Origin of the sequence: Thalassotalea sp. 1_MG-2023, assembly GCF_030546745.1 — a bacterium.
Classification (GTDB): Bacteria; Pseudomonadota; Gammaproteobacteria; order Enterobacterales; family Alteromonadaceae; genus Thalassotalea_C.
Map to the genome: position 1 here is coordinate 1 of NZ_JAUOPD010000024.1, position 26,731 is coordinate 26,731.

Genomic DNA, 26,731 nt, shown 5'->3' on the forward strand with positions numbered 1-26,731 from the left:
GGTGCCGACTGCCGGAGTCGAACTGGCGACCTACTGATTACAAGTCAGTTGCTCTACCAACTGAGCTAAGTCGGCACACAAAGACTGTGTGCGATAAATACATTCTAAGAATTATTTACCTTGGCACCGAATTAATGATTGTTATCAACATATCACTAATTCAAAATGATGGTGCCCAGAGGCGGAATCGAACCACCGACACGGGGATTTTCAATCCCCTGCTCTACCGACTGAGCTATCTGGGCGTACTTGCAAAACTTGGGCTTTCACCGCGTTGTCTTGAAGACGGGGCGTATTAAACTGTTTTTCGTTTCTTGCGTCAACACTTTTTTTTCAAAAAATGTTTGTTTGGTGCTTTTTTCTTCGTATTGTTGTCATTTGAAGCGAATATCGGTTGATATTATAGCTAATGCTAATTGAATTAATAGTATTAGCTATAATTTAAAACCATGTTTATTTTTTCTCTGGTGTGTAACCTTCAATATTCGGCTCAATATTATTAAATAAAAAATCTACCATCGACTTTTCTAACACAGCACGATCGTCAGGATTCATCATATTCATTTTGTGCTCATTAATAAGCATTGTTTGTTTTTTTTGCCAATCGGTCCACGCTTCTTGACTGATGTTTTCAAAAATACGTTTACCAACGTCTCCTGGATACAACTGAAAGGCTAAACCTGGCGCTTCTTTTTGTAATTTTTGGCAAAAAACCATTCTACTCATAATTGTTCTCTATCAAGGTGTATCGAATTTGGGCGCATTATAACGTTATTAAGCTAAAATTTCCTGCTTTATCGTGTGCTTGTGAAACTGTAAATGTTTAAACGCAAAGTGAAAAGGGTGTGCGTTTTGTAGGGTGTCCGTTTGTCCGCAAAAAATAAATGTGTCCGTAAGTTAGGTGTCCGCGGACACTTATTATATAGCGACTATTAATTAAAGCTCTTTTTAAACAGTTAGTTATAAAAATGGTACGTTGTCTGCAATATCAAGTCAGTACTGATAAATGAGGATGATTGATGATCAGGGATACTAGCCAACAAGATACGCAAGTCGTTTCAAAAAGCTCAAATAAAGTAAAGAAATTTACATATATTGCCATTATAGGCGTGATGTTGTTCATTGCTTGGCAAGCGACATCTTCTTGGTTAAGTGCAGACAAAAGTATTGCACGTGACCAATTGAAATTAGCAACAGTAGAGCGCGGTGATTTATTAAGAGATATTGTCGCTTCAGGAAAAATAGTGGCAGCCAATGCGCCGATAGTTTATAGCCCTGAGCAGGGGTTAGTAACATTAAAAGTTAAACCCGGAGATATGGTTGAACTAGGGCAATCAGTTGCGGTCATAGATAGCCCTCAACTAATGGCAACCCTAGGGCAGCAAAAAACCTTAGTTCAGCGATTGAGCTCGGCATTAAATCGAGAAAAACTCGCTTCACGCAGAAAACAGCTTGAGTATCAGCAAAAGTTAGAATTAGCTAAAGTTGATTTAGCAGCCGCAGAACGTGAAGCCCGCCGTGCTAACCAATCGATTGAGCGCAATATTATTAGCCAAATTGACTTTGAACAAGCACAAGATGAACTCGCAAAATCACGTTTACGTACTCAGCATGCCGAGCAAGAAGCCACTTTAGCTATAGATACCCTAGCATTTGAAGTTGAAAACAAAGCATTAGAACTTAAAGCAGAGCAACAGCGTTTAGCTGAGTTACAACGAAAAGTTGATGAACTTGATATTTTATCACCTGTTAGCGGCATTGTTGGCAACTGGTTGGTTGAACAAAAGGCCAAAATAAATAACAACGATTCATTAATGATGATTGTTGATTTATCTGCCTATGAAGCTGAGTTACAAGTACCGGAAGCTTATGCGGATGAACTTGGTTTGGGAATGACAGTAGAAGTAAGCATGGCAGGTAAAACGTTATACGGCCAATTAGCGTCAATTTCACCTGAAGTTATAGGTAGTCAAGTGACAGCAAGAGTGCGTATGGATAAAACAAAAGGTGCTGGCTTAAGGCAAAACCAACGGGTAAGCGGGCGGATCATTTTGGAGCAAAAAGAAGATGTATTAATGGTACGCAGAGGACAGTTTTATCAAAGCGGAGCAGGAAAGTTAGCTTACTTGGTGCGTAATGATTCTGCTGAACGAATCGCCATTGAAAGCGGCGCAACCAGTATGAGTCATATTGAAATTAAAAACGGCGTGAAAGAAGGTGACACTTTAGTCATTTCAAGCCTAGAACTCTTTGATGATAAAGCGCGTGTCTTGCTTTATTAGTCTTGTTGATAACTAAAAATCAAAAAAGGAAAACAATATGTTAGTAATGTCAGATATTAATAAAGTGTATCAAACGGAATTAGTGCAAACCCACGCGTTACGGGATTTTAATTTAACCGTCAAAGAAGGTGAATTTATTGCGGTTACAGGGCCTTCTGGTTCTGGTAAAACCACATTTTTAAATATTGCCGGTTTATTAGAAAATATTTCTTCAGGTGACTATCAGCTAGATGGACAAAGTATTGTTGGTCTAAGTGACAAAGAGTTATCTCGTTTAAGGAATGAAAAAATTGGTTTTATATTTCAGGGATTTAACTTGATCCCTGATTTAAACCTTTTTGAAAATGTAGATGTTCCGTTGCGTTACCGCGGCTTTAACTCTAAAGAACGAAAGCAAAAAATTGAACATGCGCTAGAGCTTGTTGGTTTAGCGTCACGAATGAAGCATTTACCGTCACAACTTTCTGGTGGTCAACAGCAACGTGTTGCTATTGCAAGAGCATTAGCCGGTGAACCTAAGTTTTTATTAGCCGATGAACCAACCGGTAATCTTGATAGTTTAATGGCGAAACAAGTGATGGAGCTACTAGAAAAAATAAACAAGCAAGGCACTACGATCGTCATGGTAACGCACGATGCAGAACTTGCACGCAGAGCAGAACGTAATATCCAGATTGTTGATGGTCAATTGTGTGATTTTACCATGTATCAAGGTGGTGCAACCGCGAACGAACAGGAAGCAATCGCCTAAAAGGCTAAGGAAAAAGCATGTTTAGCTATTATATACAACTTGCAATAAAAAGTTTAAAAAGCACTATAGGCACTACGCTGTTAATGGTGCTAGCCATTGCCTGTGGCATTGGCATTTCAATGACCGCGTTAACGTTAAATCACATGACGGGCAATAATCCGATAAGTGAAAAGTCGGATCAATTATTTGCAGTTCAGTTGCAATCAACGGGTAGCAGTTCTACGTGGAGTACTACAGACAATGTGCCTGAACAGTTAACCTATCAAGATGCAACTAACCTGATGCGAGCATTACCTGAACTTAAGCATACACCAATGTATAAAACGGGTTTTTCTGTACGTACACTTGACCCTGAATTTGCTCCTGTTTTACGTTCAAGCCGTGTTACTACACGTCATTTCTTTTCAATGTTCGATGTTAATTTTTTATATGGTGGACCATGGAGCAAAACCGTAGATGAAAATCCTACCTTTCAAGTGGTGATCAGTGAAGAATTAAATGACAAGTTATTTGGTGGCGGTGACAACACAGGTAAAGAGATTTTCTTAAATGCAACGACCTATCAAATTGTTGGTATTACAGAATCATGGCAACCAAAACCTAAATTTTATGATGTTAACAATGGAGCATTTCAAAGCAGTGAGCAGTTGTTTATTCCCTTCGTATTATCCAGCGTTTATGAATTACAATCTTGGGGAAATAATAATGGCTGGAAAGAAGAGCGCGTTAATAACTATCAAGAAAAACTCGCTTCTGAAATCTTATGGACACAATATTGGGCCGAACTGCCAACGAAAAAAGACCAAGACAAATTTTCACAGTTTTTATCAGGGTATGTTAGCCAACAACAAAAACTAGCGCGTTTTGAGCGTGACGATGCGAAGGGTATTATTCGTAATGTTCAACAATGGTTAGACTATAACGATGTAGTTGGTGATGATTCTTATGTATTAGTTGCGGTTAGCTTTATGTTTTTAGTGGTGTGTTTAGTCAATAGTATCGGTTTATTACTTGCTAAGTTTTTACGAAATGCGCCGCATGTCGGTGTTAGAAGAGCATTAGGGGCAAGTCGTGGACAAGTTTTTGCACAGCACTTAGTTGAGGTAGGCATGCTGGGTTTGCTCGGTGGACTACTTGGATTAGCGTTTGCGTATTTTGGTTTGTCGCTATTGAAAAATAACTTTGATGGTTTTGATTTTGTTGCCTCAATGGATATCACCATGTTTTTAGCTGCGCCAATCATTGCCGTTAGCGCAACAGTTTTAGCGGGTATTTACCCAGCATGGCGAGTGTGTACTACATTGCCATCAATTTATTTAAAAACACAATAGGAGCTGCATTATGTTACATATTTCTCCCATTTTTAATGCCATGATGCGAAACAAAAGCAGTGTTGTTTTGATTATTATGCAAATAGCGCTAACGTTAGCAATCGTGAGTAACGCAGCTTTTATTATTAAAGAGCGTATCGATGATATGCAGCGCGATAGTGGTATTCCTGAAACGGAAATTGTTGGTTTTTCAATGTATTTCTATGATGAAGACGTTGATATCACTAAGCAATTACAAGTAGATCAACAAAAAATTATGGAATTACCTTACGTTGTTGAGGCAACTGGTATAAATCAATTACCGCTTTCTGGCAGTGGTGACTCTTGGGGTTTTAGAAATCAGCTTGAAATGGAGGGAGCGTTAACGTCTGGTGCAGGTGTTTTCGCCGGTAACTCAAATATTACACAAGTATTCGATCAACAAATCACCAAAGGCAGAAGCTTTCGCCCCGATGAATTAGTACTTCGAAATAGCGGCGCAGATGCACCAAAAGTAGCTATCATTACACAAGCGTTAGCAGATGAACTTTTTCCAGACGGAGATGCTTTAGGAAAATACATTTATAGTATCGATTTACCTTTTCAGGTTGTTGGCATTATGGACAAAATGCAAGGGCCTTGGGTGCATTCATCGTTAGTGGAAAAAACAGTGTTATTACCTGTTCTTTATAACCAGCAATTTATCCGTTTTGCTATTCGTGTAGAACCTGGTGAAGCTGATACCATGATCAAAAACGTGCAAGATATTCTATTGAAACTAGAAAATCGTCGCGTGATTAATACAGCATCTACCATCGCTGAGATGAAAGCGACGAGTTATCAACGTGATAAATTGATGACCAATATGTTGATGGTTATTATTGCAGTACTAATCTTTATTACCGCCTTAGGTATAGCAGGTATGACAATTTTTAATGTTAATCGCCGTCAAAAACAAATTGGTACACGTAGAGCACTAGGTGCTAGTCGCGCTGATATTCAAGGATACTTTATGACAGAAAGTGCCATGATAGCTGGCTTAGGAATCGTGTTAGGTATTATTTTAGCACTTGTGCTAAATAACTATTTGATGACCTATTTTTCTTCAGAGGCTCTTTCTTTTAATTATATTGCTGCAACATTAGTTGGGATAATTCTAGTGATAGAAGTAGCCGTATTTTTACCCGCGTTGAAGGCGTCAAAAATTTCGCCAGCAATTGCAACCCGTTCGGTATAATTTAGAATGTACAAAAAGCATTAGTGCTTATCACTAATGCTTTTAAGTAAATTAACCATCATTGATATGAATATTAATGTAATTCAACCGTTGAATTTGCTAGGCTAACATTCTTACTGGTAACCCAGTTAACCTAAGGTAACAAACTGATTTATGGAAAAAATATTAGTTGTCGATGACAATCCGTCGGTCTGTAATGCGTTAAGCATTTTATTAGAATTACATGATTATCAAGTTGTCACGGCAAGTTGTCCTGCTGAGGCTATGCCAATACTCAATTATCAGCGAATTGCATTAGTCATTCTTGATATGAACTTTACCCAAGACACCACCAGTGGTGAAGAAGGAAAGCAAGCATTTTACCAAATGCGAGAAATGTTACCCGATTTACCGATTATTTTACTCACCGCATGGACAGATTTAACAACCGCTATTGAGCTTGTTAAACATGGCGCAGCAGACTACCTTGCAAAGCCATGGGATGATGAAAAACTACTAGTGACGATTAATAATTTAATTGAACTTTATGAAGTGCGTCAAACCTCTCAAGCATTAATGAATCAAAGTAGAGAACGTGAATCGCACTTAAGCGCTGCTAAACTTTGTGGGTTAATTTTTAAAAGTACCAATATGCAGCGTTTGATTGATATGAGTATTCAAGTTGCAAAATCAGACGTTAGCGTCTTGATCACTGGCCCAAACGGTGCAGGCAAAGAAAAAATTGCTGACATTATTCATGCAAATTCATTACGTAACAAAGAACCTTTCATTAAAGTGAATGTAGGTGCGCTTCCCATTGATTTAATGGAGGCCGAGCTTTTTGGCGCTGAAGCAGGCGCTTATACAGGAGCCAATAAACGCCGTATAGGTCGTTTTGAGGCTGCCGATGGTGGCACACTTTTTTTAGATGAAATAGGTAATTTATCGCTTTCTGGGCAAATTAAGTTATTACGTGTGTTACAAACTGGCGAATTTGAACGTTTAGGCAGTCATGAAACAATAAAAGTTGACGTTAGAGTGGTTAGTGCCACTAACGCAAATCTTGCTCATGATATTAAACAAGGCACTTTTCGTGAAGATTTGTTTTATCGCCTCAATGTCATAGGCCTTGAACTACCTGCATTAAACCAACGTACCGATGATATTCTGCCTTTAGTGGAACATTTTACAAAGAACAGTAAGGTGATGCCTAAAGTAACTGCACATATACTTGAAGCGCATCCTTGGCCTGGTAATGTTCGAGAATTAGAAAATGCCTGTCAGCGCGCTATGTTACTGTCTAAATCAGAGGAATGGTTACCAGAAGATTTTGGCCTTAATAACGATGTTATGCAATCATCTCATCAAACAGAAGATGTAATCACCCAGCACATGGTTGAACAAGCTATCACTGACCACCAAGGCGTTATCTCTCGCGCTGCTAAATCATTGGGTTTAAGTCGACAGGCTTTTTATCGCCGCATGGAAAAGTTTGGGATCAACAAGTAATGTTCACTTCGTTAAAAGGGCGATTAATTGCTACGGCGCTCGTTGCTACTTGGCTTTCAAATAGTCTTTTATTTTTGTTTTTATCAACCTCCGACTGGCTGTTACTATTGCTAGTGTTAACCTTTAGTGGTTTGTTTGTTGTCGCTATCGTGCATTATTTTTTCACCTTTATTGAAAATAAGATCATCGCACTCGAGGCGGGACTGTTAAATTTTAAAGATAATGAATTTTCTAACAGTTTAGCCATTACAGGCACCGATGAATTGAGCGAATTATGTTATTTATATAATGATGTCGCAGACAAGTTGCGCGCAGAAAAACAAAGTATTTATCAACGAGAACTATTGTTAGATAAAGTGATTGAAAGCTCGCCTATTATGATGTTCTTGGTTGATGACGATGATTATTTTGTTTATTCAAATAGTGAAACGCGTCACTTTTTAAATCAAGGTAAGCGAATGGAAGGGGAGCAATTAACCCAGTTAATGAAATGCTGGCCAAAAACGCTATGCCAAGCGATAACAGAGCACCAAGATGGTTTATTTGTTATTGAAGAGCAAGATAATAGCGAAACATGGCATTTATCACGAGGCGACTTTTTGCTCAACAATAAAGGGCACCAGTTATTTTTGTTAAAACAAATGACGCGTGAATTGAATCGACAAGAAGTTGCTGTATGGAAAAAAGTGATCAGAGTGATCAGCCATGAACTTAATAATTCATTAGCGCCAATTTCTTCGGTAACACATTCAGGTCAATTGATTGCGAAAAAATACCAAGATAATAAATTACCGTTAATTTTCGACACCATTAAAGAGCGAATCGATCACTTAAATAGCTTTATAAGCGGTTACGCAAAGTTTGCAAAATTACCGACACCAAGGCTTGAACCAATTAATATAAAGGCTTTTGTTGAGCAATTGCAGACACAGCTAGAATTTAATGTGCCTGAAAAAATTGCCAATGTTGAAATCATGTTTGACCCTAGTCAATTAGAGCAAGTGATGATCAACCTAATCAAAAATGCGCAAGAGTCAGGCTCTGCGTTGTCGCAGGTATCTTTAAATATCACGGTGACGAGTCAACAAGCAATATTTGAAATTAATGATCGTGGCGCAGGTATGTCAGAGCAAGTATTAACCAATGCTTTGATCCCGTTTTATTCTACTAAGCAGTCTGGAACCGGTTTAGGATTAGCGCTTTGCCGAGAAATTATAGAAGCACACGATGGTAAAATTTCTTTGCATAACCGCGTTGGTGGAGGCCTTGCTGTATCGGTGAGCATACCTATAAAATAAATGCTTGATGTTACAATTTTAGCTTTATTGTACTTGAGTTGAGCGAAGCTCAACGGTATTTCCTTGCGGGTCTTCAATATATACAGATTGACCAAAACCCTGCGCGCCATAGCGGCGTTCAAAGCCATTAAAAGGTATATCATGGCTTTTAAGGTGTTGTTCTATGGCTTGCTCGCTGATCAATTCAAGTTGTAAACAAAAGTGATCAACGTTTATGCCGCTATCAGATGGAGCAGCTCCACCCATTTGTCCTAACTCACTATCAATTGTGACAATATCAATTAATGCATTGCCTGCACGTAACTGCGTTAATCCTAAGTTATCTTCGGTTTCGCGTTCTATTTGACAACCAAGCACTTGACAATAAAAGTGCAACATTTCATCAAGTTTGTTAGTACGAAGAACAATGTGATCAATCGCCTTTATTTTTAACATGTTAGCAGTACCTGTTGAACGTTCGAGTGAGAGTTTATAAGTTTTATCGTGATTAAATTAATTACTATCAAATACTTTGTAAACGAGTTGCTAGTAAAGTTAGCTTAGGTTAAAGCATGGTATAGCTCACGAACTTCATCAAGTATTTTACAACTAGCTGCTGCCAAACCTACGGTGTCACGGCTTGCTATGTTGTACCATAAATGAGATTCACTTTCTGAAATACGTAACTCATGCTGTTTAGGCTGGCACTCAATTAAAATTGGCGTGATATCTAAATGAAAATGACTGAATGTATGACGAAAAGCAGTAAGTGTGCGTTGTTCAATAGCTTTTACGCCTAATTCTATTAACTCGTTATCAATATTGTCTATCGTTTTTGTTTCAGGAAAACCATATAAACCGCCCCAAATTCCGCTAGGTGGGCGCTTTATCATCAGTATTTTCTCTCCTTGTTTTAATACCAACATAGTGACTGATCTTTCAGGTACTTTCTTTTTAGGTTTTTTTTGTGGAAAATGCTGTTGTTCGTTACTAGCGTTGGCTAAACAAGTTGTTGTAATTGGGCAGTGGGGGCAATCTGGTTTCGAACGGGTGCAAAGTGTTGCGCCTAAATCCATCATTGCTTGGTTAAAAGCATCAACATGTTTTGCTGGCGTTAATACTTCAGCAATCGGCCATAGTGTTTTTTCGTACTTGCTTTGGCCGTTGTACCCTTCGACCATGTAATGGCGCGATAGTACACGTTTAACATTACCATCGAGTATCGGGTGGTGTTGTTTTAATGCCAAACTTAATATTGCGCCAGCTGTAGAGCGTCCAATGCCAGGCAGTGCAATAACCTGTTCAATATGTTGAGGAAATTCACCGTTGTATTCATCCCGCATGATTTGCGCTGCTTTATGCAGGTTTCTTGCGCGAGCATAATAACCTAAGCCAGTCCAATGGTGCAGTACAAGATCTTGCTCTGCATTTGCTAAGGCAGTGATATTAGGAAAGCTTTCCATAAAGCGTTGATAAAAAGGGATCACAGTTGCTACTTGTGTTTGCTGTAACATAATTTCAGAAATCCAAACCCTATACGGGGTTTTGTTCTGCTGCCAAGGTAAGTGTTTTCTACCCTGTTTGTGGTACCAGTTTACAACTGCATTACTAAAGTCAGTTGCTGATGTTGAAGAAATCGTAATACTTTGCGTCATAGGGGCGTCAGTGTAGCGAAATTGAGCACGAAAGCCAGTGATTTCAGTGAAGAAAGTTTTTACTTACATTTATCGACTTTGGTGGACTTTTTAATACCTAACCACTATATTTGGCGAAAAATAGCCTATTAAGGATCACCATGAAATTTCAAGCTAAAAATCGTTCAAAAAGGTTGCGTAAAAAACTTAGGGTAGATGAATATCAAGAATTTGGTTTTGATGTTGCGTGGAAATTACCTGAAGACACTGATTCAGAAGGCATCGATAATTTTATTGATAAGTTCTTTATTGAAGTTATTCAACCAAACAAGCTAGGCTTTGGTGGTGAAGGTGACACTATTTGGCACGGCTTGGTGTGTACCGAAAAACTAGGTAGTTGCACTGATACACACAGAGACATAGTCGAAAAGTGGCTGAAAGAAAACGGCGCTGTTTCTGTTTCTGTTAGTCCATTATATGATGTGTGGTGGGCTGAATAGTACGCAACACCCACCAAATTGATGAGTGAACGTTAGAAATGATACTTCAAAAGTAAATTAACATTTCGCTCATCCACCCCTTTAATACCAAATTTGTTGTCCCAATGTACATATTCAATGCCAACATAAAATTTTGATTTAAGGTTTAATGCTGGCGCTAAATCATATTTTAATTGAGAAGTGAAATTCATCTGCGCATTGGCATTATCGGTTGCTGTCATATAGTCTAAGAAACCGTCGTACATTAACGGACCTATTGGCACAGCCCAACTTATAGTGCTTTGAATGTTATTATCTCCAAAATCGTTATTTTTATAATAAACATTCGTTTTAAAATACAAAAAGTTAGCTAATTTAATATTAGTGCCTAGACCGACTAAATAATTAGTAAAACCATCACCTGCTTCGGCGGTGGTTGCTAAATAAATATTTTCGAACAGGGTATTTTGATAAGAAGATAATTGAAAGCGTGGTGATATTTCAATGTAGGTTTCGCGGTCGCCATTATTTGAATGTAATCTATCGACAAATAGAAAACTATCCCCCCAACTGTACCCAGCAGCATGCTCAAAAGTAAAGACAGTGCGGTCGTTATCACCGACTTCGTAATGGTTACCTTTCAGTAGGGTGACGCTGTAATCTGACCATAAAGTTTCCGCACTGGCTTGCACAGAAGCGAACATTGCAAAAAGAACACTTGCTTTGGTTAAATTGCGCATGAATGTAAACAGTTGCTTCATAGTGATTTCCTATTCGGTTTTAAACTGAGCAACTAATTGCTCAAGCTGATGCTTTTGATGATCTAATTCGTTAATGATATCTGCTGTTGTATTAGATAAGCTTGAGATCTCTATCGCCATATCGGCAATTCGAGTAACATTTTCATTGAGTTCATTGATGACACTAGATTGCTCTTGGGTTGCGGTAGCAACTTGCGTGTTCATTGCGGTAATTTCATTGATATCAATCACAACTTCGCCGAGTACTTTTTTGGCTTCGTTAGTTTTCTCTAAACCTTCACTTACTAAAGAAGTATTCGCTTTCATAGCTGTTACGGTTTCATTAGCTTGATGTTGTAATCGTTGAATAACATCATTTATTTCTTGTGTTGAACTTTGTGTTCTGCCTGCAAGAGTACGTACTTCATCGGCAACAACCGCAAACCCACGACCTTGCTCACCTGCTCGGGCAGCTTCAATAGCAGCATTTAACGCAAGTAAATTTGTTTGCTCAGATATGCTACTAATGGTATCAACCACAGAACTGATCATTTGTGTTTGGTCGGCTAACTGAGTGATTTTTTCTTGAGTGCTCATATTACTTTTTTGTAACTGGAGCATAACCTGGCTAGTTTCATCAACTTGATGATTTGAGAAATTTATTTGTTGTTCAGAGCCTTCGGTTTTGGTTGCCGTGTTGGTCGCAAGTTCACTGACTTCCTGAATACTATGGCTCATTTCATTAGTTGCAGTAGCAACTGAGTCTGATTCCGATTGTTGATTAATGACTAACTGGTTAACGTTGCTTGCCATGTCATTTAATTGATTAAATGAAGAGGTCATAATGCGTTCAGTTTGTTTAATTTCGATCATGATTTCACGCACTTTACTGAGAATAGCGTTAAACCCTTTGGCGAGTTGACCAAGCTCATCACCACGTTCATCATCAAGATTCTGTGTTAAGTCACCGCCTTTTCCGGCCATTTCAATAAGACGCTGGCTAATTTCAACGATCGGTTTGGTGATCCTTTTAGCAAGTAGCACCATTAAAAAAATGAAAACAGCAACAATAATTAAATTAAGTAACGCCGTTTTAGTTAACGCTGAATATACCTTTGATAAAGGCTCTGAGCGTGGCAGCATGGCAATAATTTTCCAATTTAGCTCTGATAATCCAACACTTGCCACATAGTACTGTTCACCTTGATGATGAACCGTATCAAAAACATATCCGTCATTTTTACTTAATAATTTACCTGCTTTGCTAGTAAAGCCATCAAAATTGCTGAGGTTTCGTTGCGACAACGATGATAGTTTTGGATGAATAATCACCTCACCTTGATCATCAGTAACGAAAACATAACCACTCTCGCCAATTTTATTCGATAAAATATCAGCACTTATTTCATCAACACCGTACCCTAAGCCAGCAATGGCAAGATTTTTTCCTTGGTAACTAACACGGTAATTTACAAAAGCGGTAAGTTTTGTTGTGCCTTTTTCAACATCAAATGAAATTTCAAAAGGAGCATCTTTTTGTAAAAATTGATAAAACCAAGGGTCGTCTTGACGACTTATTTGTCGGGAAATACCTTGTTGAGTGTAATAATTTTGACTAATGTTAGACACCCAAAAAACGGTTAATGCATTATTTTCTGATTGTAAATAGGATAAATAATCGATTACGTTTTGTTGCTGTTCTTCGGGTTCTCCATTAATGGCCCAATCGAGCAAAAAACGGTTTTGACTTATTGATTTGGAAAGCGTTAATGGAGTACTTAGTTGTTCTCTAATTCTATATTTAACTTTATCGAGTTGATTGGGTAATAAATCCTGTTCAATATTTTCTTGGAAAAGGTCGCTAAAAATATAATTATTTAAAGAAATGCTCAGTAATGACAAGGTGATCAGTGATAGGGTTATAACGGCGATCAGCAATCGTCTAATTGACACGTTACGTAGCCAGTGAGTGGTGTTCATCGGAAAGCTCTATAGAAGTTATTGTTATTCTTTAAGTATTGCTGAAAAATTGAAATTTTCATCATTAGCAATAAAATAAAATAAGCTATTTGTGTTTAAATAGATAAACGTAGATAATATGCGCCCGTAATTTTAGCGTGACCAAAGATAATTCGTGATGACAGAAAGAACTCATAAGACTGTTGAACAAGCCGAGCAAGAAGGTAAATACATTCGCAAAGTACGTAGCTTCGTAAAGCGAGAAGGGCGGTTAACCAAAGGCCAAGCAGCTGCATTAGACTTGTATTGGCAAGAGATGGGCTTAAATCATGAAGACGGTTTATTATCTTTTGAATCTGTTTTTGGCAATGATAACCCTGTGGTGTTAGAAATTGGCTTTGGCATGGGCACTTCATTAGTTGAAATGGCAAAAAATGCGCCGTCATTAAACTTCATCGGTGTAGAAGTTCATCGTCCGGGGGTTGGTGCATGTATTGCTTTAGCAAAAGAGCAAGAAGTCACAAACTTAAGAGTGTATCAGCATGACGCTATTGAAGTATTAGCTGATTGTATTCCTGATGAATCATTGGCAACCGTTCAGTTATTCTTTCCTGATCCTTGGCATAAGAAAAAACATCATAAGCGCCGTATTGTTTCACCTGAATTTGTTGAAACTATTCGTCAAAAGTTAGCGATTGGTGGCGTTTTTCACATGGCAACAGACTGGGAAAACTATGCAGAATGTATGTTAGAAGATATGCAATCATCACTAGGCTATAAAAATTTATCTGAAACCAATGATTATATTCCTCGCCCAGATAACCGACCATTAACTAAGTTTGAACAACGTGGCCATCGTTTAGGGCACGGCGTGTGGGATTTACAGTTCAAACGAACGTAACTGCTCTCTAGTTATTGTAAAAAAGCGGCAATGTTATTTGCCGCTATTCTTCAAAAAAATGACCTAGCTTTTCCCATTCGTTGGCTCCTCACTAGACATTTGATATACATGCATGTGATTCGCTTCAATATGAAATAAGTGCTGACAGAAGCGGTATCTGCCTTGTTGTTTTAATTGTTGTTCTGTTATCAATTCTTCTGCGAGTGCATATTGTAATATGCGACTGGCATGTTTAGTCCAATATTCTGTAGCGGCTTGAATATGAATAGCGTTATTTGGATAAATATTGGAGCGTTGCTCGACTAATTGTTGTTCAATATTTGCTGCAACAAGAGGTTTAATATCTGAAAATAAAAAACCTTTAAAAGCGGTAAATTGTTTCGCTCGCCACAGTTGCCATGACATCCAGCAAAGCACTGCTACGGCAATAATTATGATTAATTCCATCAAAAACCAGGTTACTACTTATTCATGGCGATAAAATAAAGCATTTTTAGTTAAATAGCACCCTCAAATTTTAGTAACTTTTCTTTTAACGATAAACCACCAGCATAACCCGTTAATGAGCCATTGCTACCAATCACGCGATGACAAGGAATAATGAGTGCGATTGGGTTTTTTCCATTAGCACCTCCGACTGCCCTCACGGCGTTAGGATTTTTAATTTGCTCTGCTAACCAGCGATATGATTTTGTTTCACCGCAAGGTATGGAGCAAAGTGTTTGCCATACTTGCTGTTGAAAATTAGTACCTTTTGGCGCAAGTGTTAGATCAAAAGTCTTTCTTTCGCCGGAAAAGTATTCTCTTAGCTGTGTTAATGATTGCTCAAAATGATCGTTATTTTCTTTATAAGTGCTGAGTTCTACTGAAGCTGCATTTCCTTCTGTAAAGTACAAACCAGTTAAGCCTTGCGTTGATGCCGTAAGAATAATATCGCCAAAGGGTGATTGTGTTTTGGTGTAGTACATATTTATTAATCCTTTTTAGCCAGAGAATGCCATAAATAGATAGCGGCATAAGCACGCCATGGGCGCCAAGATTCAGCAAGTGCTAATATGGCTTTATTACTTGGCTTTTGTTGTTCTTGCGTTAAAGCCTTGATAATACCTAAATCGGCGCTAGGAAATGCATCAGGATCACTCAAACCACGCATAGCAATATAGTTAACGGTCCAAGGACCAATACCTTTTAACGTGCAAAGTTGTTTCTCTAATGCTTCTATAGATTGGTAAGTGTTAAAAGTTTCCTTATTTTCTTCAAAAAAATGTAGCCAAGTATAGAGGGTATTTTTGCGTGATTGCGTTAATCCAATGTCGTTAAAGTCTGCTTGTTTTAAAAGGGTGAGTGAGGGAAAGCTGTATGCTATTTCTTCGGCTAATTCCGCATTGTATCCGCCATATTGTTTTACAATGCGTTTTGCTAATGTAGTGGCTGCTTTTACCGAAACCTGTTGCCCCAAAATTGCGCGTATTGAAAACTCTAATATGTCCCAGCAGCCAGGTAACCTCAGGCCAGGCGATGTTGAAATCACGCTTGCTAATGCAGGTGTTTTTCGCAGAGCTTGGTGGATCAAGGACATATCAGCATCTAAATCAAACATTTTACGAACGCGCTGTATGACTTCATTTAGGTAGCGATAGTTAGATAATGAAACTTGTAATATTAATGCATGTTTGTGTTTATGTTGCGAGACTTTAAGCCAACCTGTACATTGTTCGATGGTGATATTTCTAGCGTAAAAACGGCTAGTGACATGCTCCATTCCTATGATTTGTCGATGTTGAAAAAACGATAGCATTAACGACCAGTCAAATGGCGGACGATAAGGTAGCAAAATTTCGATGGTTTTTGATGACGTTTTTTCTACCTGTTGTCGCAAAGAATTTGGGGTGCAGCCATATTGCTGTTTTATTGCTTCATTAAAACGTCGAATGCTTTTAAAGCCACTGGCAAATCCAATATCACTTAGCGATAATTGTGTGTTTTTTATTAATTTCCTAGCTAATAACAAACGTTGATGTTGAAAATATTGACTTGGTGATATACCTAAATGTTGTTTGAAAAGTCGGTGTAATTGCCGAGTGCTGATGTTAAATTTTTCCGCTATCGTGGCTAAGTTATCTTCGTGGTAATCAAAGTTAGCAAGCAGTTTATTTAAGTGAGTGGGAAGCACACGACCCGGAGCTAATTCAGGAAAACAACGCTTACAAGGTACAAAGCCTTGTTGTTGTGCTTGTTCTGCGCTGAGATAATATTGAACATTTTCTGGTTTTGGGGGCCTTGCTGGACAAATAGGCCGACAAAAAATACCTGTGGTTAGTACGGCAGTATAAAACTTGCCATCAAATCTAGCATCTCTACTTAAACGAGCCTGTTCACAGGTATGAATATCTAACGCCAAAATGTTTTAACCTTTTAAGGAAACTTTCGAATAAGCATATCGCATCATAAAGGATTTTCTCGCGATAATCGGACATCAATGTAAAAAAGATTGCGTAAAAGTTAATAGCAATTTTTGTAGAGTCTTTTAACTGCAATATTAACAAGGTTCATTTAAACGCACTATTTTAAAGAATGACTCAGGCGTTTTTAATTATTCGTCAGTGTTTTTTATCTTTTGATAAGCTTTTGAATTATTACGGCCATATAGTCAAAGAGACAATAAAAAAAATGACAACAAATGATGTTGATGAAAATTACCAATAAAAGGTAACAAAGGGGAGAGCAACATGGGCCAACTTAATCGAGCCGCAAAAAAGAGTAATAACAGAATCAATACGAGTAGAAGCTTAATTGCAACAGCAGTAGCTTCCACGTTCTTTATTACAACAACAGGTTTTGCACAACAAGAGAAAGCCGACACCAGTGATATTGAAGTGGTAACGGTAAATGCGCAAAAAAGAGTACAAAATATCTTAAAAGTACCTGTAACAGTGGGCACGATAAGTGAAAAACTCATTAAAGAGTCAGGATCAGTTCTTTTATCAGAGGTAGATAAATTTATTCCAGGCTTTGACTTTTCTGACAGTAATATGACGCAAGCAGGCATCACAATGCGTGGTATTTCAAGCCCGAATATTAGTGTTGGTGGAGACCCTTCTACGGCAACCTTTTATGATGATGTGTATATGCCAAGAGCTGCGCAAAATGTGTTGTTTTCTGATATGGAACGTATTGAGGTTTTAAAGGGCCCTCAAGGAACGCTATTTGGTAGAAATGCAGCGATGGGTGTGGTGAATATGGTACCTAAATCGCCAAGAGATGAAAACGAGGGCTTTTTAAAAGCAACCCTAGGTACTGATAATTTACAAAAAGTTGAAGGAATGGCTAATGTCACGCTAGGTGACAGTGTTTATTTGCGTGCCAATATTTTAGATGTATCACAAGATGGCGTAGTGAAAAATGTTGCTGAACCAGATTGGAATGATAATCATAAAATATGGGATCTTGGCGAACAAAACCATCGAGCTGCGCGTGTATCATTATTGTGGGATATATCATCTGCGACTAGCTTTCAAATTGCTTACGACTGGGATGATTTAGAACAAGGGCCTCCTATGGCTGTAGGTGTCAGTGAATATGCTTATAACGCTGGGAAAACGCCGTTTTCATCAAAAGCAGAAAATGACGTACGTAACGGGATAGAAGCGCGTGACATGTACGGTGTTACTGCCAAGTTACAGCACGAATTCGATCAGCATTGGTCAATGAAGTACGTTATGGCATTCCGTGACTGGGAAACTGAAAATCGTCAAGACGAAGATGGTACAGGTGATAATACTCGTTATTTTGATACCTCAAATAACGAAGATTCAGATATTTTTTATAATGAGTTACAAGTTAACTACGTATCAAGCGACATAAATGCTGTTGCTGGTTTCTCATACTCAAAAGAAAAAGTACACCAGACCACTGAACTGAACATGACGACTGATACAGCGGCCCGCTTAGTGACCGGAGAGGTCAATGCCTTTATAAAAGGTGGTGTAGCAGAAGAGCTTGTTTCGATGATTGGCGGCAACACTGATGCACATGCCGAAGCAGCATTCGGTCCAGGGGTTACTTTTGCTGGCGCTGTTGATAGTTTGTATGCACTTTCTGGCTTCCCAATGACGCATATTTGGGATACAAACGAGTGGTCAGGCGCGTTAAATGCATTGGGGTTTGCTGATGATATTATGGCTGCCATCGGTATGGCTGGAATGCCACTAACGCCTGATGTGGTAGCACTTACCGGTGATGTCACTTATGATATTGTTGCAATGCAATTAGGCTTTCCTGAAATATTTGGCCCTGGCTTAGGTGGCCAATTTTGGGAAGAAACAGTCAACAATACAGGTGACTTTACTAATTTTGGGGTATTTGCTGATGTTGATTACAAAATTAATGATAAGTGGAGCATAATCGCAGGGTTACGTTATTCCAAAGATAAAAAAGATTTCACTTGGCTGATCCCGCAAAATAGCTTTAATACCGTTCGCCCAGGTGTTGGAAACTTGGTTTTCCCGAACGTAGACCTTGCTGCATCCGATGAATGGGACAAAGTAACGGGACGCTTGGTGACAAGCTATCAGTTAGATGACGATCAAATGATTTTTGCGTCGTACTCTACTGGTTATAAATCAGGAGGTTTTGATTCATTAGCGCCTAGCACTTCTGCGTTTGCACCTGAAGATACCACTAACATAGAGTTCGGCTATAAAGCAGTGTTAGGCGGAAGTTTTATTGCTAACTTAAGTGCTTATTATTTAGCGCTTGATAACTTACAACGCTCCATAGATTCAAAAGCGCCAGAAAGCTCTCAAGCTATACCGACTATTATTAATGAAGATAGAAAAATAAAAGGTTTCGAGGCGGATCTTCGTTGGAAAATGTCTGATTCAGTGCAGTTAGGCATGGTGACAGAAATTCGCTCTACTGAAAACGCTTCACCTGACTTTTATAATGGTGAAGGGGACTTAGTAGTCGCCACTAAAACATCATCAAAGGCTGCAAAGAATTACACCTTTATTTTTAATTGGATGCCTGACATAGGCACTGGCCATACCAATGTTCATGTTGACTATGTCTTTAGAGAAAATACCAACAAAGACATCGCTGGATTAGAAAGTTATAAGTTAGCTGTTGACGAATACTTTGAAGATGAAGAGTTACTTAACGCACGAGTTTCTTGGTCAGATGCGAGCGATACTTATGAAATAGGTTTGTGGGGTAAAAACTTACTTGATAATCGTTACATGTTAAGTATTGGTGGTTTAACCGCTGATGTACTTGGCACACCTCAGGGACGAATAAATCGTGGCTTAGAGGCAGGTATTGATTTTAAATACTCATTTTAACCAGCTAAACAAAACCTTTTATATCGCCGCATAGTTTGTCTATGCGGCTTTTTAGTATTTAAATAACAAAGCTTTTCATTCAGTTAATTACTGATTAGACTGTAGAAAAACAAATAGACAATCTTCCATGACCACATTTTTTTTTCATGTTGCGCTAACACAGATGCTAATGTGTGCATTGCTATTATCTGCTACTCGTCATCGCAGCACACCGATTAAACTTTTTATCCTACTGATGTTCTGCGGTAGCGGCTACTTGTTAAGTTCTGTCTATGCTTCATCTGAAAATAACACCTTGTTATGGTGGCTAGGGCATATGGGCGGTAATGCACTACCAGGCGTTTTTTGGTTGGTTAGCATTAGTGTTTTTGGCGAACAGAAGTTTATTAAATCTTGGCAATATGTTGTTGCATCATTAACGCTTGCGGTGCCGTTAACTGCAAAGCTTTTTGAGTTAGCATTTAGCGTTTCACTTAGCCAATTTGAAGCGATTCACGGCTTAATAAAGTACGGAGCTTTACTATTAGAACTTGTATTAATTGGTCATGCATTATTCATTTCTGCCGTTCAATGGCGAAACGATTTAGTGCAAGACCGTCGATACATTCGCGGCGGCGTGATCACGGCTGCTGGCTTTTATATCATTATGGTGATTATCTTAGAGCAGTTATTACAGATTGAGTGGCAAGGACTAGCGTATTTTAAAGGGTTATTGCTTGCTATGTTAACAACCGCTGTTAATTATGTTCTTTTCCAGTTAAAAAGCGCCAGTCTCTTTGATATACCCGAAAAGGCGGTAAGTCTACAGAAAAAGGTGTCGGTAGAATCTAAGGAGATTCAAAAAATTCTCCAATCAATGGAGCAAGATAAATTATACCGACAAGATGGTTTAACCATAGCGGGTTTATCGAAGCATTTATCAATACATGAATATAAACTCAGAAATTTGATCAACGGTGAACTGTGTTATCGTAATTTTAATGATTTTTTGAACTACTATCGCATTGCAGAGGTGAGTGAACAACTCACTCAAAACAACTTTAAAACAACGCCAGTTTTAACTTTAGCGTTGGAAAGTGGCTTTAGAAGTTTAAGCTCATTTAATAAAGCTTTTAAGATAAAACATGGCATGACACCAACTGAATATCGAAAAAAACACGTATTTAATGATGAACCAACGTAAAATTCACCCAAATAAAATGTATTAAATAACAGTTAGTTATGAGTTTTTTTTAATATTTCGTGTACCCATTTTAGAATCACTCAGCTTTTTTTCACATTTCGTCAGACTCCATAGCTCTTCATCCCTATAGTTAAGACCATAATTAATGACTATTGGGTTGCGATGCGCGTGTTATCTTTTTTTAAAATGTTAATATTAGGGCTACTTTCAATAGCAATTGTTCCAACAGCAGCAGCTAACGAAGCGCCCGCAGTTTATGCTCAGTGTATTGCTTGTCATGGAGATAATGGCCAAGGTAATACTGCGCTTTCATCGCCAGCCATTGCGGGCTTATCTGAAAGTTATATTACTCGGCAGCTTAATAATTATGCGTCGGGAAAACGTGGCCAGCATCCAGAAGATGTGTCTGGTCAGCAAATGGTGATGATCAGTAAACCGCTAGATTTGAACAAGGACGTTCCTGCATTAGCGCACTATATTGCTAACTTACCTCAAGTAAAAGCAGTATCACAAGTATCAGGCGATTTAAAAAATGGCAGCCGATATTATCATGCAAAATGTGGTGCATGTCATGGCGGACAAGCACAAGGTAATAAATCGTTTAATGCCCCCAAGTTAGCAGGGCAACATAGTTCATATCTATCGAAACAAATGCGTTACTTTAGTTCAGGCGTTCGCGGAACTCATGCTGATGATAAGCTGGGTCGCCAAATGGCTATGATGGCAAAAACAGTGAATGAAAAAGAACTGAAAGATATTTTGTTCTTTATTAGTCAGCAATAGCCATGATAAACCAACGTTGTGTAATACATACGCTTTTGTTCATAATTAGTTTTTTGTTCATGAACGTGAGTTTTCAAGTAATGGGTAAAAAAACTGATTTTATATTGAAGTCAGATTGTCCGCCGAGTTTCGAAAAGTCAGCTGATGGTACTTGCCGACTGGTTAATCTGTATCAATTTTATAATTCAGTACAAGGACGTGGGGTTGGTGGTACTCAAACCGCTTTGCCCAAGCATCGTGATGGCTTTACACCTGCTGAGATTGATTTAGGTCGTTATTTATTTTTTGATCCGTTGCTTTCAAAAGATGGCTCTTTATCTTGTGCAAGTTGTCATCAACCTGATAAAGGCTTTAGCGATCAACGGGATCGCAGTATTGGTGTATCAGGTGAAAAAGTATCGCGTTCTGCTCCAACTTTATGGAACGTTGCCTTCCTAGATAAATTCTTTTGGGATGCTCGTGCAACAACGCTTGAAGAACAAGCCATAGGGCCATTGTTTGACCCCAAAGAAATGGGGAATAACCCTGCCAACTTATTACAGGATATAAATGCTAATAGAGTGTATCGGGCATTATTTAAACGTGTTTATCCGCAATCAACGAATATTTCGTTAGTGCAAATAACACGTGCACTATCGGCATTTCAATCATCACTAATTTCACTAAATAGCCGTTACGATCGATACGCACATGGTGCACATCATGTGTTAAGCGATAGAGAGATAGCAGGAATGAATGTGTTTCGTTCATTTGTAGCAAGGTGCGCTGAATGTCATCAACCGCCTCTTTTTACCAATAATCAAGTTGCAGTAATAGGTACACCTGAGCCTGAAGGTATGCCATTTGATGCCGGCGCAGAAATAACATTTAACGCGAAAAAACTGCGTGGGGGTTTTAAAGTACCTACTTTGAGAAATATCACTAAAACAGCGCCTTATATGCATTCAGGTGGCTTCGATAATTTATTCGATTCGGTAGAGTTTTACACCAAAGGTAGGGGGCACGCAGTACCAGAGGAAGAGTCTTTACAACTGCATTGGCACATTTGGGAACCGAATCTGACAAAAGAAGAAATTCAACTGATTGTTGAGTTCTTAGGCACATTAACAGATGAAAGCTTATCACCTGCAATTCCAACATCGGTGCCTTCTGGTTTACCGGTAGTCGATCAACAGTATCAACAACAATTAACTATGACAGAACAAAACAACAAAAACTCAGCAATAGGCAATGGGGAATAATATGAGCTCAGGTAAAATATTAGGCGCTATATTAGTGGTAGGGGCATTTGCCGGTGGTATGTATTTTGGCAGTAATCAGCAATCACCAACGATCACTAGTAGTAGCGGTGGTGCTAGCTATTCAGGTGGCTATGACCAATCAACTGATACTTTGGTAAAAAATGCGAATAAAAGTGCTGTTGCAGCCCGTACTGTAGAAGGTGTAACACATGTGATTAAGCCCGGCGACTTGATCATGGAAGCAGTTAAAAACGCAACACCAGGCGACACTATTCAAATCATGCCAGGTACATACCATGAAACTGTTTATATCGATAAAGACGATATACGCATTGTTGGTGTAATAGACCAAGGAAAACGTGCTACGTTAGACGGTCAAGGAAAACTTAATGACGCTATTTTGTACTCTGGAAATAATGTTGTTGTTGAGAACTTATTGATCACAAAATATAAAGGCAACGCCATTATGGGGCAGGCTGGTAATAACTTTGAGATCAGAAATAATATCATTGTTGATACGGGGGTATACGGCATATTCCCACAGCTAGGTAAGAACGGTATTGTAGAGCATAATATAATTTCTGGTATTGAAGATGCCGCTATTTATGTCGGTATGAGTGATAATATTCATGTCGCGCATAATGAGGTGTTTGATAGTGTTGCAGGGATTGAAATAGAAAATTCACGTCATGCAATAGTTGAAAATAACTATGTACATAACAATACGGGAGGGATACTTGCTTTTATCACTCCCGGTTTGCCGATAAAAACAACTTTTGACGTCATTATTCGTCATAACTTCATCGTCAACAACAATACGGCCAACTTTGGTGCTCCGGGCTCAACGGTGGCTGGTATTCCAGCAGGAACTGGTATTTTGATCATGGCTGCAGATGAGGTGATCGTTGAAGGCAATATTATATCAGGTAATAAAACCGCTGGTATCGTTATCACAGACCACCAGAATGCACCAAACACAACGATTGATCCTGAGTCTGATCCCTCACCTGATAAGGTGATGATTTTAGATAACTTAATGGTTAATAATGGCTACGATACCATTGATGAAGCGAAAGCCTTAATGTTGACAGAGTTCAAGCAAGGAAACCCAGATATTGTACGTGTAGGAACAAGCAGAGATAGTTGTATTATTAATCGTCACCGTTATGTAACCGTAGGTGTTAAAAACTGGCAAGAATGTAATTTCACAAATACAGCGAATGTTGATAGTTATATTCTTGATGAGCCTGTACCCGCTCGCGATATAGACCCTTCAGAACGTGGTAAAGTTGTTTATATGGGCATTTGTGCAGGTTGTCACACTTATACCGGTCGTATGATTGGTCCACCTATTCAAATCATTCAAGCATTATATATGGATAACCCTCAAGGGTTAGCTGACTGGATTGCGAAACCAACGAAAAAACGTGACGATTATCCAGAAATGCCACCACAAGATTACCTTGATGAAGACACTCGATTAGCGGTTGCTAAGTACTTGCTAAGTGTTACTCGTTAAATACAATCAAGTAAGAATAATAGCAAGTTAAGCGCTGCTATTATTCTTACTGCTACACCCTAGCAATTACCTAGGTCTACATGCTCACTTGTTTTATCAAAAGCAAGATTAAATACCTTCTTTTTTATCTGTCTCTAATGAGCAACACTGCAAGTTACTGAAAATATTGTAATTTTTATTTTGGTTCTTTATGGGTGTCCCCTAGAAGCAACACTTTTTGATGGGTTTTTCTTACTTTCTGATAAATAATTCTTTCTCTTATTTTCAAGTTGTTGATTTTATGTGTTTTTATAATGTTGGCACCAAAGTTGATACATTCTAATTGAAGCACTGAAAAATAATGGCAAGCACAAAGTTATTTGCCTTATCTAAGTGTTAAAGAAAATTTACTTAATTATTTAAGCAATGAGTTAGAGGAAAAAATTATGAAAAATTTAGCGATTATTTTATCAACTGTAATGATGTTAGCTTCTATTAATGCATATGCTGGTTCAGACTTTGACAAGTATGACATTGATGGTAATGGTGTTATAAGTGCAACAGAAGCAAAAGTGGACGCTGCACTAGCTGAACAATTTAATGAATTAGACACTAATGCTGACGGTGAATTAAGCAAAGAAGAGTTCGCAAACTTTTCAGGTGAATAATTTATTATTTAACCTCGGCTTAGTGTAAGTCATAGATATCGATAGTTATCATTTTACTGAGATTAAATAGGTTGAAGAATGTAGGGGGCTATCGTTTCTTCAACCTACTTTAACGTTAGGTTAACGAGATAACTTCAAATTTAAAAAATGGATTTTGTAGTTTGATTTGATTTATTGATACTTCTTACACTGGTTGAGGTTACTTAGTATTAAGTATTTACCTTGTATTTGTAATTCCCAACCAGTACTAGTATTTCAAATAATACGATTGATAGATGATTAGCTGCCTTTAAGTCATAAATTTAAAGGCAGCTTTTAGTTTGTTATTTCTTACATTTAAACAACTTTTAGTTTCCACAAGCCTTTATTAAATAACTTCCAGCCTACATAAGCAAAAACTGCTTGTGCTATTGTAACTGAGAGAAAAACACCGTTTGGCCCGAATGCAAGTAACTTAGCTAAACTATAGGCTAATGGAATTTGAATTAGCCAGTAGCATAGTAAGTTAACTTTCGTAGGGGTTTTTGTATCTCCTGCGCCGTTAAAAGCTTGTACTAAGATCATGCCAAGTGCGAAGAATCCGTTCCCAAGACTGATCAATCTCAAGCAGTCAACACCATATTGAATCACTAATGGATCTTGTGAAAATAAACCAATAATTTGTTTAGGTATGACTAAAAAAACCACAGCAACACCTACCATATAGTAAATATTATATTTAGCGATACGCTTTACTGATGACTCAGCTCGGTCGGGTTTATCAGCGCCTAGGTTTTGACCTACCAACGTTGCTACAGCATTACTAAGCCCCCATGCAGGTAGAATTGCAAACATAAAAATACGTATTGCAATGGTATACCCTGCTGTTGCCTCACTGCCGTAAGTTGAAACAATTCTAACTAATGCAATCCAGCTTGCGGTAGCAATTAAAAATTGAATAACGCCAAAAAATGATAAACTCAGTAATTGTTTAATTAAACTTAATTTTACAATTAAATGCTTTATGTTTATTTGAATGCGGCCAGCAATACCAAATAAGTGGTTTAATTGATATAAAACACCTACGCCTCTACCAATCGTGGTGGCAACTGCAGCACCGGTTAAGCCCATTTCAGGGAATGGTCCAATGCCGTAAATTAACATCGGATCAAGTACGATATTAATACCATTTGCTAACCATAAAGACCGCATTGCTACTGAGGCATCTCCAGCACCGCGGAATATTGCATTCATTAAAAATAAGTACAAAATCGTGATCGAGCCAGTTAACATGATAGTGGTATAGCTCTTACCTGCAGCAACAATGGCGTCATTGCCGCCCATTAAAATAAGAATATCTTCTGCAAAATTTAACCCGATGAAGCCGACAATTAGCGCAACAGCCAAACCGATCCAGAGGGTTTGCCCTGCTACTGCATTTGCTTGCTGGACATTTTTCTCGCCATATCTACGTGCGATAGTTGCCGTGACCGCCATGCTCAAACCAATAGCAACAGCGTACAACAGTGTTAACACTGCTTCTGTAAGACCTACTACAGCAACAGCTTCTGCACCTAAACCTGAAACAAAAAAGATGTCGGTAATAGCAAATATCGACTCCATAAGCATTTCAAGTACCATAGGTACTGCCAGAATAAAGGCAGCTACGCCAATTGAACCTGAGGTTAAATCTTGATGTCCACCCTTTAAAGCTTGTTTGAAAAGAGCAAAAATACTGACTTTTCTTTTTATCGCTGGAGGTGTTGTTAAATTATTATGTTCTGTGGTCAAAACGTTAAACCTTTTCCGTGTTTACGAATATTTCATTTATATAGCTATATAAATAAAGTGAATTGACTAAAATATAGATGGGATCGATTTTCTCAACGACACAGATTAAGTCATTACTTAACAGGTGTTTAAAGTGTTAAATATAGGTCGATGAGTCTTTGAATTGTAATGTAATTTAGATCAAAACCGAA

Annotated in this window: 23 protein-coding genes and 2 tRNA genes; 14 read left to right on the forward strand and 11 right to left on the reverse strand. The window is 38.3% G+C overall.

What is annotated here, in order from left to right:
- Positions 1-2: 2 nt before the first annotated feature.
- From Q4489_RS15060 to Q4489_RS15070, 3 genes are all read right to left on the reverse strand, one after another.
- Positions 3-75, reverse strand: a tRNA-Thr gene (locus Q4489_RS15060).
- Between the two features lie 94 nt (positions 76-169).
- Positions 170-245, reverse strand: a tRNA-Phe gene (locus Q4489_RS15065).
- A gap of 208 nt (positions 246-453) precedes the next feature.
- Positions 454-726, reverse strand: a complete 273-nt coding sequence (locus Q4489_RS15070; RefSeq protein ID WP_303481780.1) for an oxidative damage protection protein — start codon at positions 724-726, stop codon at positions 454-456.
- A gap of 293 nt (positions 727-1,019) precedes the next feature.
- Here Q4489_RS15070 and Q4489_RS15075 point away from each other — a divergent pair, with 293 nt between their 5' ends.
- The 6 genes from Q4489_RS15075 (at position 1,020) to Q4489_RS15100 (ending at position 8,366) form a co-directional block, all read left to right on the forward strand.
- Entirely contained in the window at positions 1,020-2,282 is a 1,263-nt protein-coding gene (locus tag Q4489_RS15075) for an efflux RND transporter periplasmic adaptor subunit (RefSeq protein WP_303481782.1), read from the forward strand.
- A gap of 37 nt (positions 2,283-2,319) precedes the next feature.
- Positions 2,320-3,033, forward strand: a complete 714-nt coding sequence (locus Q4489_RS15080) for an ABC transporter ATP-binding protein (protein WP_303481784.1) — start codon at positions 2,320-2,322, stop codon at positions 3,031-3,033.
- Positions 3,034-3,050: 17 nt separating this feature from the next.
- Positions 3,051-4,364, forward strand: a complete 1,314-nt coding sequence (locus tag Q4489_RS15085; protein WP_303481786.1) for an ABC transporter permease — start codon at positions 3,051-3,053, stop codon at positions 4,362-4,364.
- A gap of 10 nt (positions 4,365-4,374) precedes the next feature.
- Positions 4,375-5,580, forward strand: coding sequence for an ABC transporter permease (locus Q4489_RS15090; RefSeq protein WP_303481788.1), 1,206 nt, complete (start codon positions 4,375-4,377; stop codon positions 5,578-5,580).
- A gap of 153 nt (positions 5,581-5,733) precedes the next feature.
- Complete coding sequence (locus tag Q4489_RS15095; protein ID WP_303481791.1) at positions 5,734-7,068, forward strand: sigma-54 dependent transcriptional regulator; 1,335 nt, start codon at positions 5,734-5,736, stop codon at positions 7,066-7,068.
- Complete coding sequence (locus Q4489_RS15100; RefSeq protein ID WP_303481793.1) at positions 7,068-8,366, forward strand: PAS domain-containing sensor histidine kinase; 1,299 nt, start codon at positions 7,068-7,070, stop codon at positions 8,364-8,366. Before Q4489_RS15095 ends, Q4489_RS15100 begins: the two co-directional genes overlap by 1 nt.
- Positions 8,367-8,390: 24 nt before the next feature.
- Here Q4489_RS15100 and Q4489_RS15105 read toward each other — a convergent pair whose 3' ends face one another.
- Together Q4489_RS15105 and mutY are read right to left on the reverse strand one after the other, a co-directional pair.
- On the reverse strand, positions 8,391-8,801 hold the full coding sequence (locus Q4489_RS15105; RefSeq protein WP_303481795.1) for a VOC family protein: 411 nt from the start codon (positions 8,799-8,801) through the stop codon (positions 8,391-8,393).
- 104 nt (positions 8,802-8,905) lie between these two features.
- Positions 8,906-10,000: an A/G-specific adenine glycosylase gene (gene mutY, locus Q4489_RS15110; RefSeq protein WP_303481797.1), complete on the reverse strand. Its 1,095-nt coding sequence runs from the start codon at positions 9,998-10,000 to the stop codon at positions 8,906-8,908.
- Positions 10,001-10,140: 140 nt separating this feature from the next.
- Between mutY and Q4489_RS15115 the strand changes: the two genes are divergently transcribed.
- On the forward strand, positions 10,141-10,479 hold the full coding sequence (locus Q4489_RS15115) for a YggL family protein (protein WP_303481800.1): 339 nt from the start codon (positions 10,141-10,143) through the stop codon (positions 10,477-10,479).
- 32 nt (positions 10,480-10,511) lie between these two features.
- On the opposite strand, the gene Q4489_RS15120 is transcribed toward Q4489_RS15115, so the two are convergent.
- Both Q4489_RS15120 and Q4489_RS15125 read right to left on the reverse strand, forming a co-directional pair.
- Complete coding sequence (locus tag Q4489_RS15120; protein ID WP_303481804.1) at positions 10,512-11,219, reverse strand: outer membrane protein OmpK; 708 nt, start codon at positions 11,217-11,219, stop codon at positions 10,512-10,514.
- 9 nt (positions 11,220-11,228) lie between these two features.
- Positions 11,229-13,178, reverse strand: a complete 1,950-nt coding sequence (locus Q4489_RS15125; RefSeq protein ID WP_303481807.1) for a methyl-accepting chemotaxis protein — start codon at positions 13,176-13,178, stop codon at positions 11,229-11,231.
- 157 nt (positions 13,179-13,335) lie between these two features.
- On the opposite strand from Q4489_RS15125, the gene trmB reads away from it, so the two are divergent.
- Positions 13,336-14,058, forward strand: a complete 723-nt coding sequence (gene trmB / locus Q4489_RS15130; protein ID WP_303481810.1) for a tRNA (guanosine(46)-N7)-methyltransferase TrmB — start codon at positions 13,336-13,338, stop codon at positions 14,056-14,058.
- A 63-nt stretch (positions 14,059-14,121) separates the two neighbouring features.
- Here the strand turns inward: trmB and Q4489_RS15135 are convergent, their stop codons facing one another.
- Genes Q4489_RS15135 through Q4489_RS15145 form a run of 3 tightly spaced genes read right to left on the reverse strand, consistent with a single transcriptional unit; the run spans position 14,122 to position 16,459 of the window.
- The gene (locus tag Q4489_RS15135; protein WP_303481813.1) at positions 14,122-14,505 is read right to left on the reverse strand and encodes a hypothetical protein; all 384 of its coding nucleotides are present in this window, start codon (positions 14,503-14,505) and stop codon (positions 14,122-14,124) included.
- Positions 14,506-14,555: 50 nt separating this feature from the next.
- Positions 14,556-15,026, reverse strand: a complete 471-nt coding sequence (locus tag Q4489_RS15140) for a methylated-DNA--[protein]-cysteine S-methyltransferase (protein ID WP_303481816.1) — start codon at positions 15,024-15,026, stop codon at positions 14,556-14,558.
- Positions 15,027-15,031: 5 nt separating this feature from the next.
- A complete protein-coding gene (locus tag Q4489_RS15145; RefSeq protein WP_303481819.1) occupies positions 15,032-16,459 on the reverse strand; it encodes a DNA-3-methyladenine glycosylase 2 in 1,428 nt (475 codons plus the stop codon).
- A gap of 328 nt (positions 16,460-16,787) precedes the next feature.
- Between Q4489_RS15145 and Q4489_RS15150 the strand changes: the two genes are divergently transcribed.
- The 6 genes from Q4489_RS15150 (at position 16,788) to Q4489_RS15175 (ending at position 24,770) form a co-directional block, all read left to right on the forward strand.
- On the forward strand, positions 16,788-19,397 hold the full coding sequence (locus tag Q4489_RS15150; protein ID WP_303481822.1) for a TonB-dependent receptor: 2,610 nt from the start codon (positions 16,788-16,790) through the stop codon (positions 19,395-19,397).
- A gap of 127 nt (positions 19,398-19,524) precedes the next feature.
- Positions 19,525-20,580, forward strand: coding sequence for an AraC family transcriptional regulator (locus tag Q4489_RS15155; protein ID WP_303481824.1), 1,056 nt, complete (start codon positions 19,525-19,527; stop codon positions 20,578-20,580).
- Positions 20,581-20,742: 162 nt separating this feature from the next.
- A complete protein-coding gene (locus Q4489_RS15160; protein WP_303481826.1) occupies positions 20,743-21,363 on the forward strand; it encodes a c-type cytochrome in 621 nt (206 codons plus the stop codon).
- A 59-nt stretch (positions 21,364-21,422) separates the two neighbouring features.
- A complete protein-coding gene (locus Q4489_RS15165) occupies positions 21,423-22,604 on the forward strand; it encodes a cytochrome-c peroxidase (protein ID WP_303481829.1) in 1,182 nt (393 codons plus the stop codon).
- A gap of 1 nt (position 22,605) precedes the next feature.
- Positions 22,606-24,123 (forward strand): parallel beta-helix domain-containing protein, encoded by a 1,518-nt coding sequence (locus Q4489_RS15170; RefSeq protein WP_303481831.1) that lies wholly within the window; start codon positions 22,606-22,608, stop codon positions 24,121-24,123.
- 425 nt (positions 24,124-24,548) lie between these two features.
- Positions 24,549-24,770: an EF-hand domain-containing protein gene (locus tag Q4489_RS15175; RefSeq protein WP_303481834.1), complete on the forward strand. Its 222-nt coding sequence runs from the start codon at positions 24,549-24,551 to the stop codon at positions 24,768-24,770.
- A gap of 336 nt (positions 24,771-25,106) precedes the next feature.
- Here the strand turns inward: Q4489_RS15175 and Q4489_RS15180 are convergent, their stop codons facing one another.
- A complete protein-coding gene (locus tag Q4489_RS15180; RefSeq protein ID WP_303481837.1) occupies positions 25,107-26,540 on the reverse strand; it encodes an MATE family efflux transporter in 1,434 nt (477 codons plus the stop codon).
- Between the last annotated feature and the right edge of the window lie 191 nt (positions 26,541-26,731).

Bases quoted from the DNA above. Each gene is read 5' to 3' on its own strand.
- Q4489_RS15070 (WP_303481780.1), bottom strand. From the start codon at position 726: ATGAGTAGAATGGTTTTTTGCCAAAAATTACAAAAAGAAGCGCCAGGT.
- Q4489_RS15075 (WP_303481782.1), top strand. From the start codon at position 1,020: ATGATCAGGGATACTAGCCAACAAGATACGCAAGTCGTTTCAAAAAGC.
- Q4489_RS15080 (WP_303481784.1), top strand. From the start codon at position 2,320: ATGTTAGTAATGTCAGATATTAATAAAGTGTATCAAACGGAATTAGTG.
- Q4489_RS15085 (WP_303481786.1), top strand. From the start codon at position 3,051: ATGTTTAGCTATTATATACAACTTGCAATAAAAAGTTTAAAAAGCACT.
- Q4489_RS15090 (WP_303481788.1), top strand. From the start codon at position 4,375: ATGTTACATATTTCTCCCATTTTTAATGCCATGATGCGAAACAAAAGC.
- Q4489_RS15095 (WP_303481791.1), top strand. From the start codon at position 5,734: ATGGAAAAAATATTAGTTGTCGATGACAATCCGTCGGTCTGTAATGCG.
- Q4489_RS15100 (WP_303481793.1), top strand. From the start codon at position 7,068: ATGTTCACTTCGTTAAAAGGGCGATTAATTGCTACGGCGCTCGTTGCT.
- Q4489_RS15105 (WP_303481795.1), bottom strand. From the start codon at position 8,801: ATGTTAAAAATAAAGGCGATTGATCACATTGTTCTTCGTACTAACAAA.
- mutY (WP_303481797.1), bottom strand. From the start codon at position 10,000: ATGACGCAAAGTATTACGATTTCTTCAACATCAGCAACTGACTTTAGT.
- Q4489_RS15115 (WP_303481800.1), top strand. From the start codon at position 10,141: ATGAAATTTCAAGCTAAAAATCGTTCAAAAAGGTTGCGTAAAAAACTT.
- Q4489_RS15120 (WP_303481804.1), bottom strand. From the start codon at position 11,219: ATGAAGCAACTGTTTACATTCATGCGCAATTTAACCAAAGCAAGTGTT.
- Q4489_RS15125 (WP_303481807.1), bottom strand. From the start codon at position 13,178: ATGAACACCACTCACTGGCTACGTAACGTGTCAATTAGACGATTGCTG.
- trmB (WP_303481810.1), top strand. From the start codon at position 13,336: ATGACAGAAAGAACTCATAAGACTGTTGAACAAGCCGAGCAAGAAGGT.
- Q4489_RS15135 (WP_303481813.1), bottom strand. From the start codon at position 14,505: ATGGAATTAATCATAATTATTGCCGTAGCAGTGCTTTGCTGGATGTCA.
- Q4489_RS15140 (WP_303481816.1), bottom strand. From the start codon at position 15,026: ATGTACTACACCAAAACACAATCACCCTTTGGCGATATTATTCTTACG.
- Q4489_RS15150 (WP_303481822.1), top strand. From the start codon at position 16,788: ATGGGCCAACTTAATCGAGCCGCAAAAAAGAGTAATAACAGAATCAAT.
- Q4489_RS15155 (WP_303481824.1), top strand. From the start codon at position 19,525: ATGACCACATTTTTTTTTCATGTTGCGCTAACACAGATGCTAATGTGT.
- Q4489_RS15160 (WP_303481826.1), top strand. From the start codon at position 20,743: ATGCGCGTGTTATCTTTTTTTAAAATGTTAATATTAGGGCTACTTTCA.
- Q4489_RS15165 (WP_303481829.1), top strand. From the start codon at position 21,423: ATGAACGTGAGTTTTCAAGTAATGGGTAAAAAAACTGATTTTATATTG.
- Q4489_RS15170 (WP_303481831.1), top strand. From the start codon at position 22,606: ATGAGCTCAGGTAAAATATTAGGCGCTATATTAGTGGTAGGGGCATTT.
- Q4489_RS15175 (WP_303481834.1), top strand. From the start codon at position 24,549: ATGAAAAATTTAGCGATTATTTTATCAACTGTAATGATGTTAGCTTCT.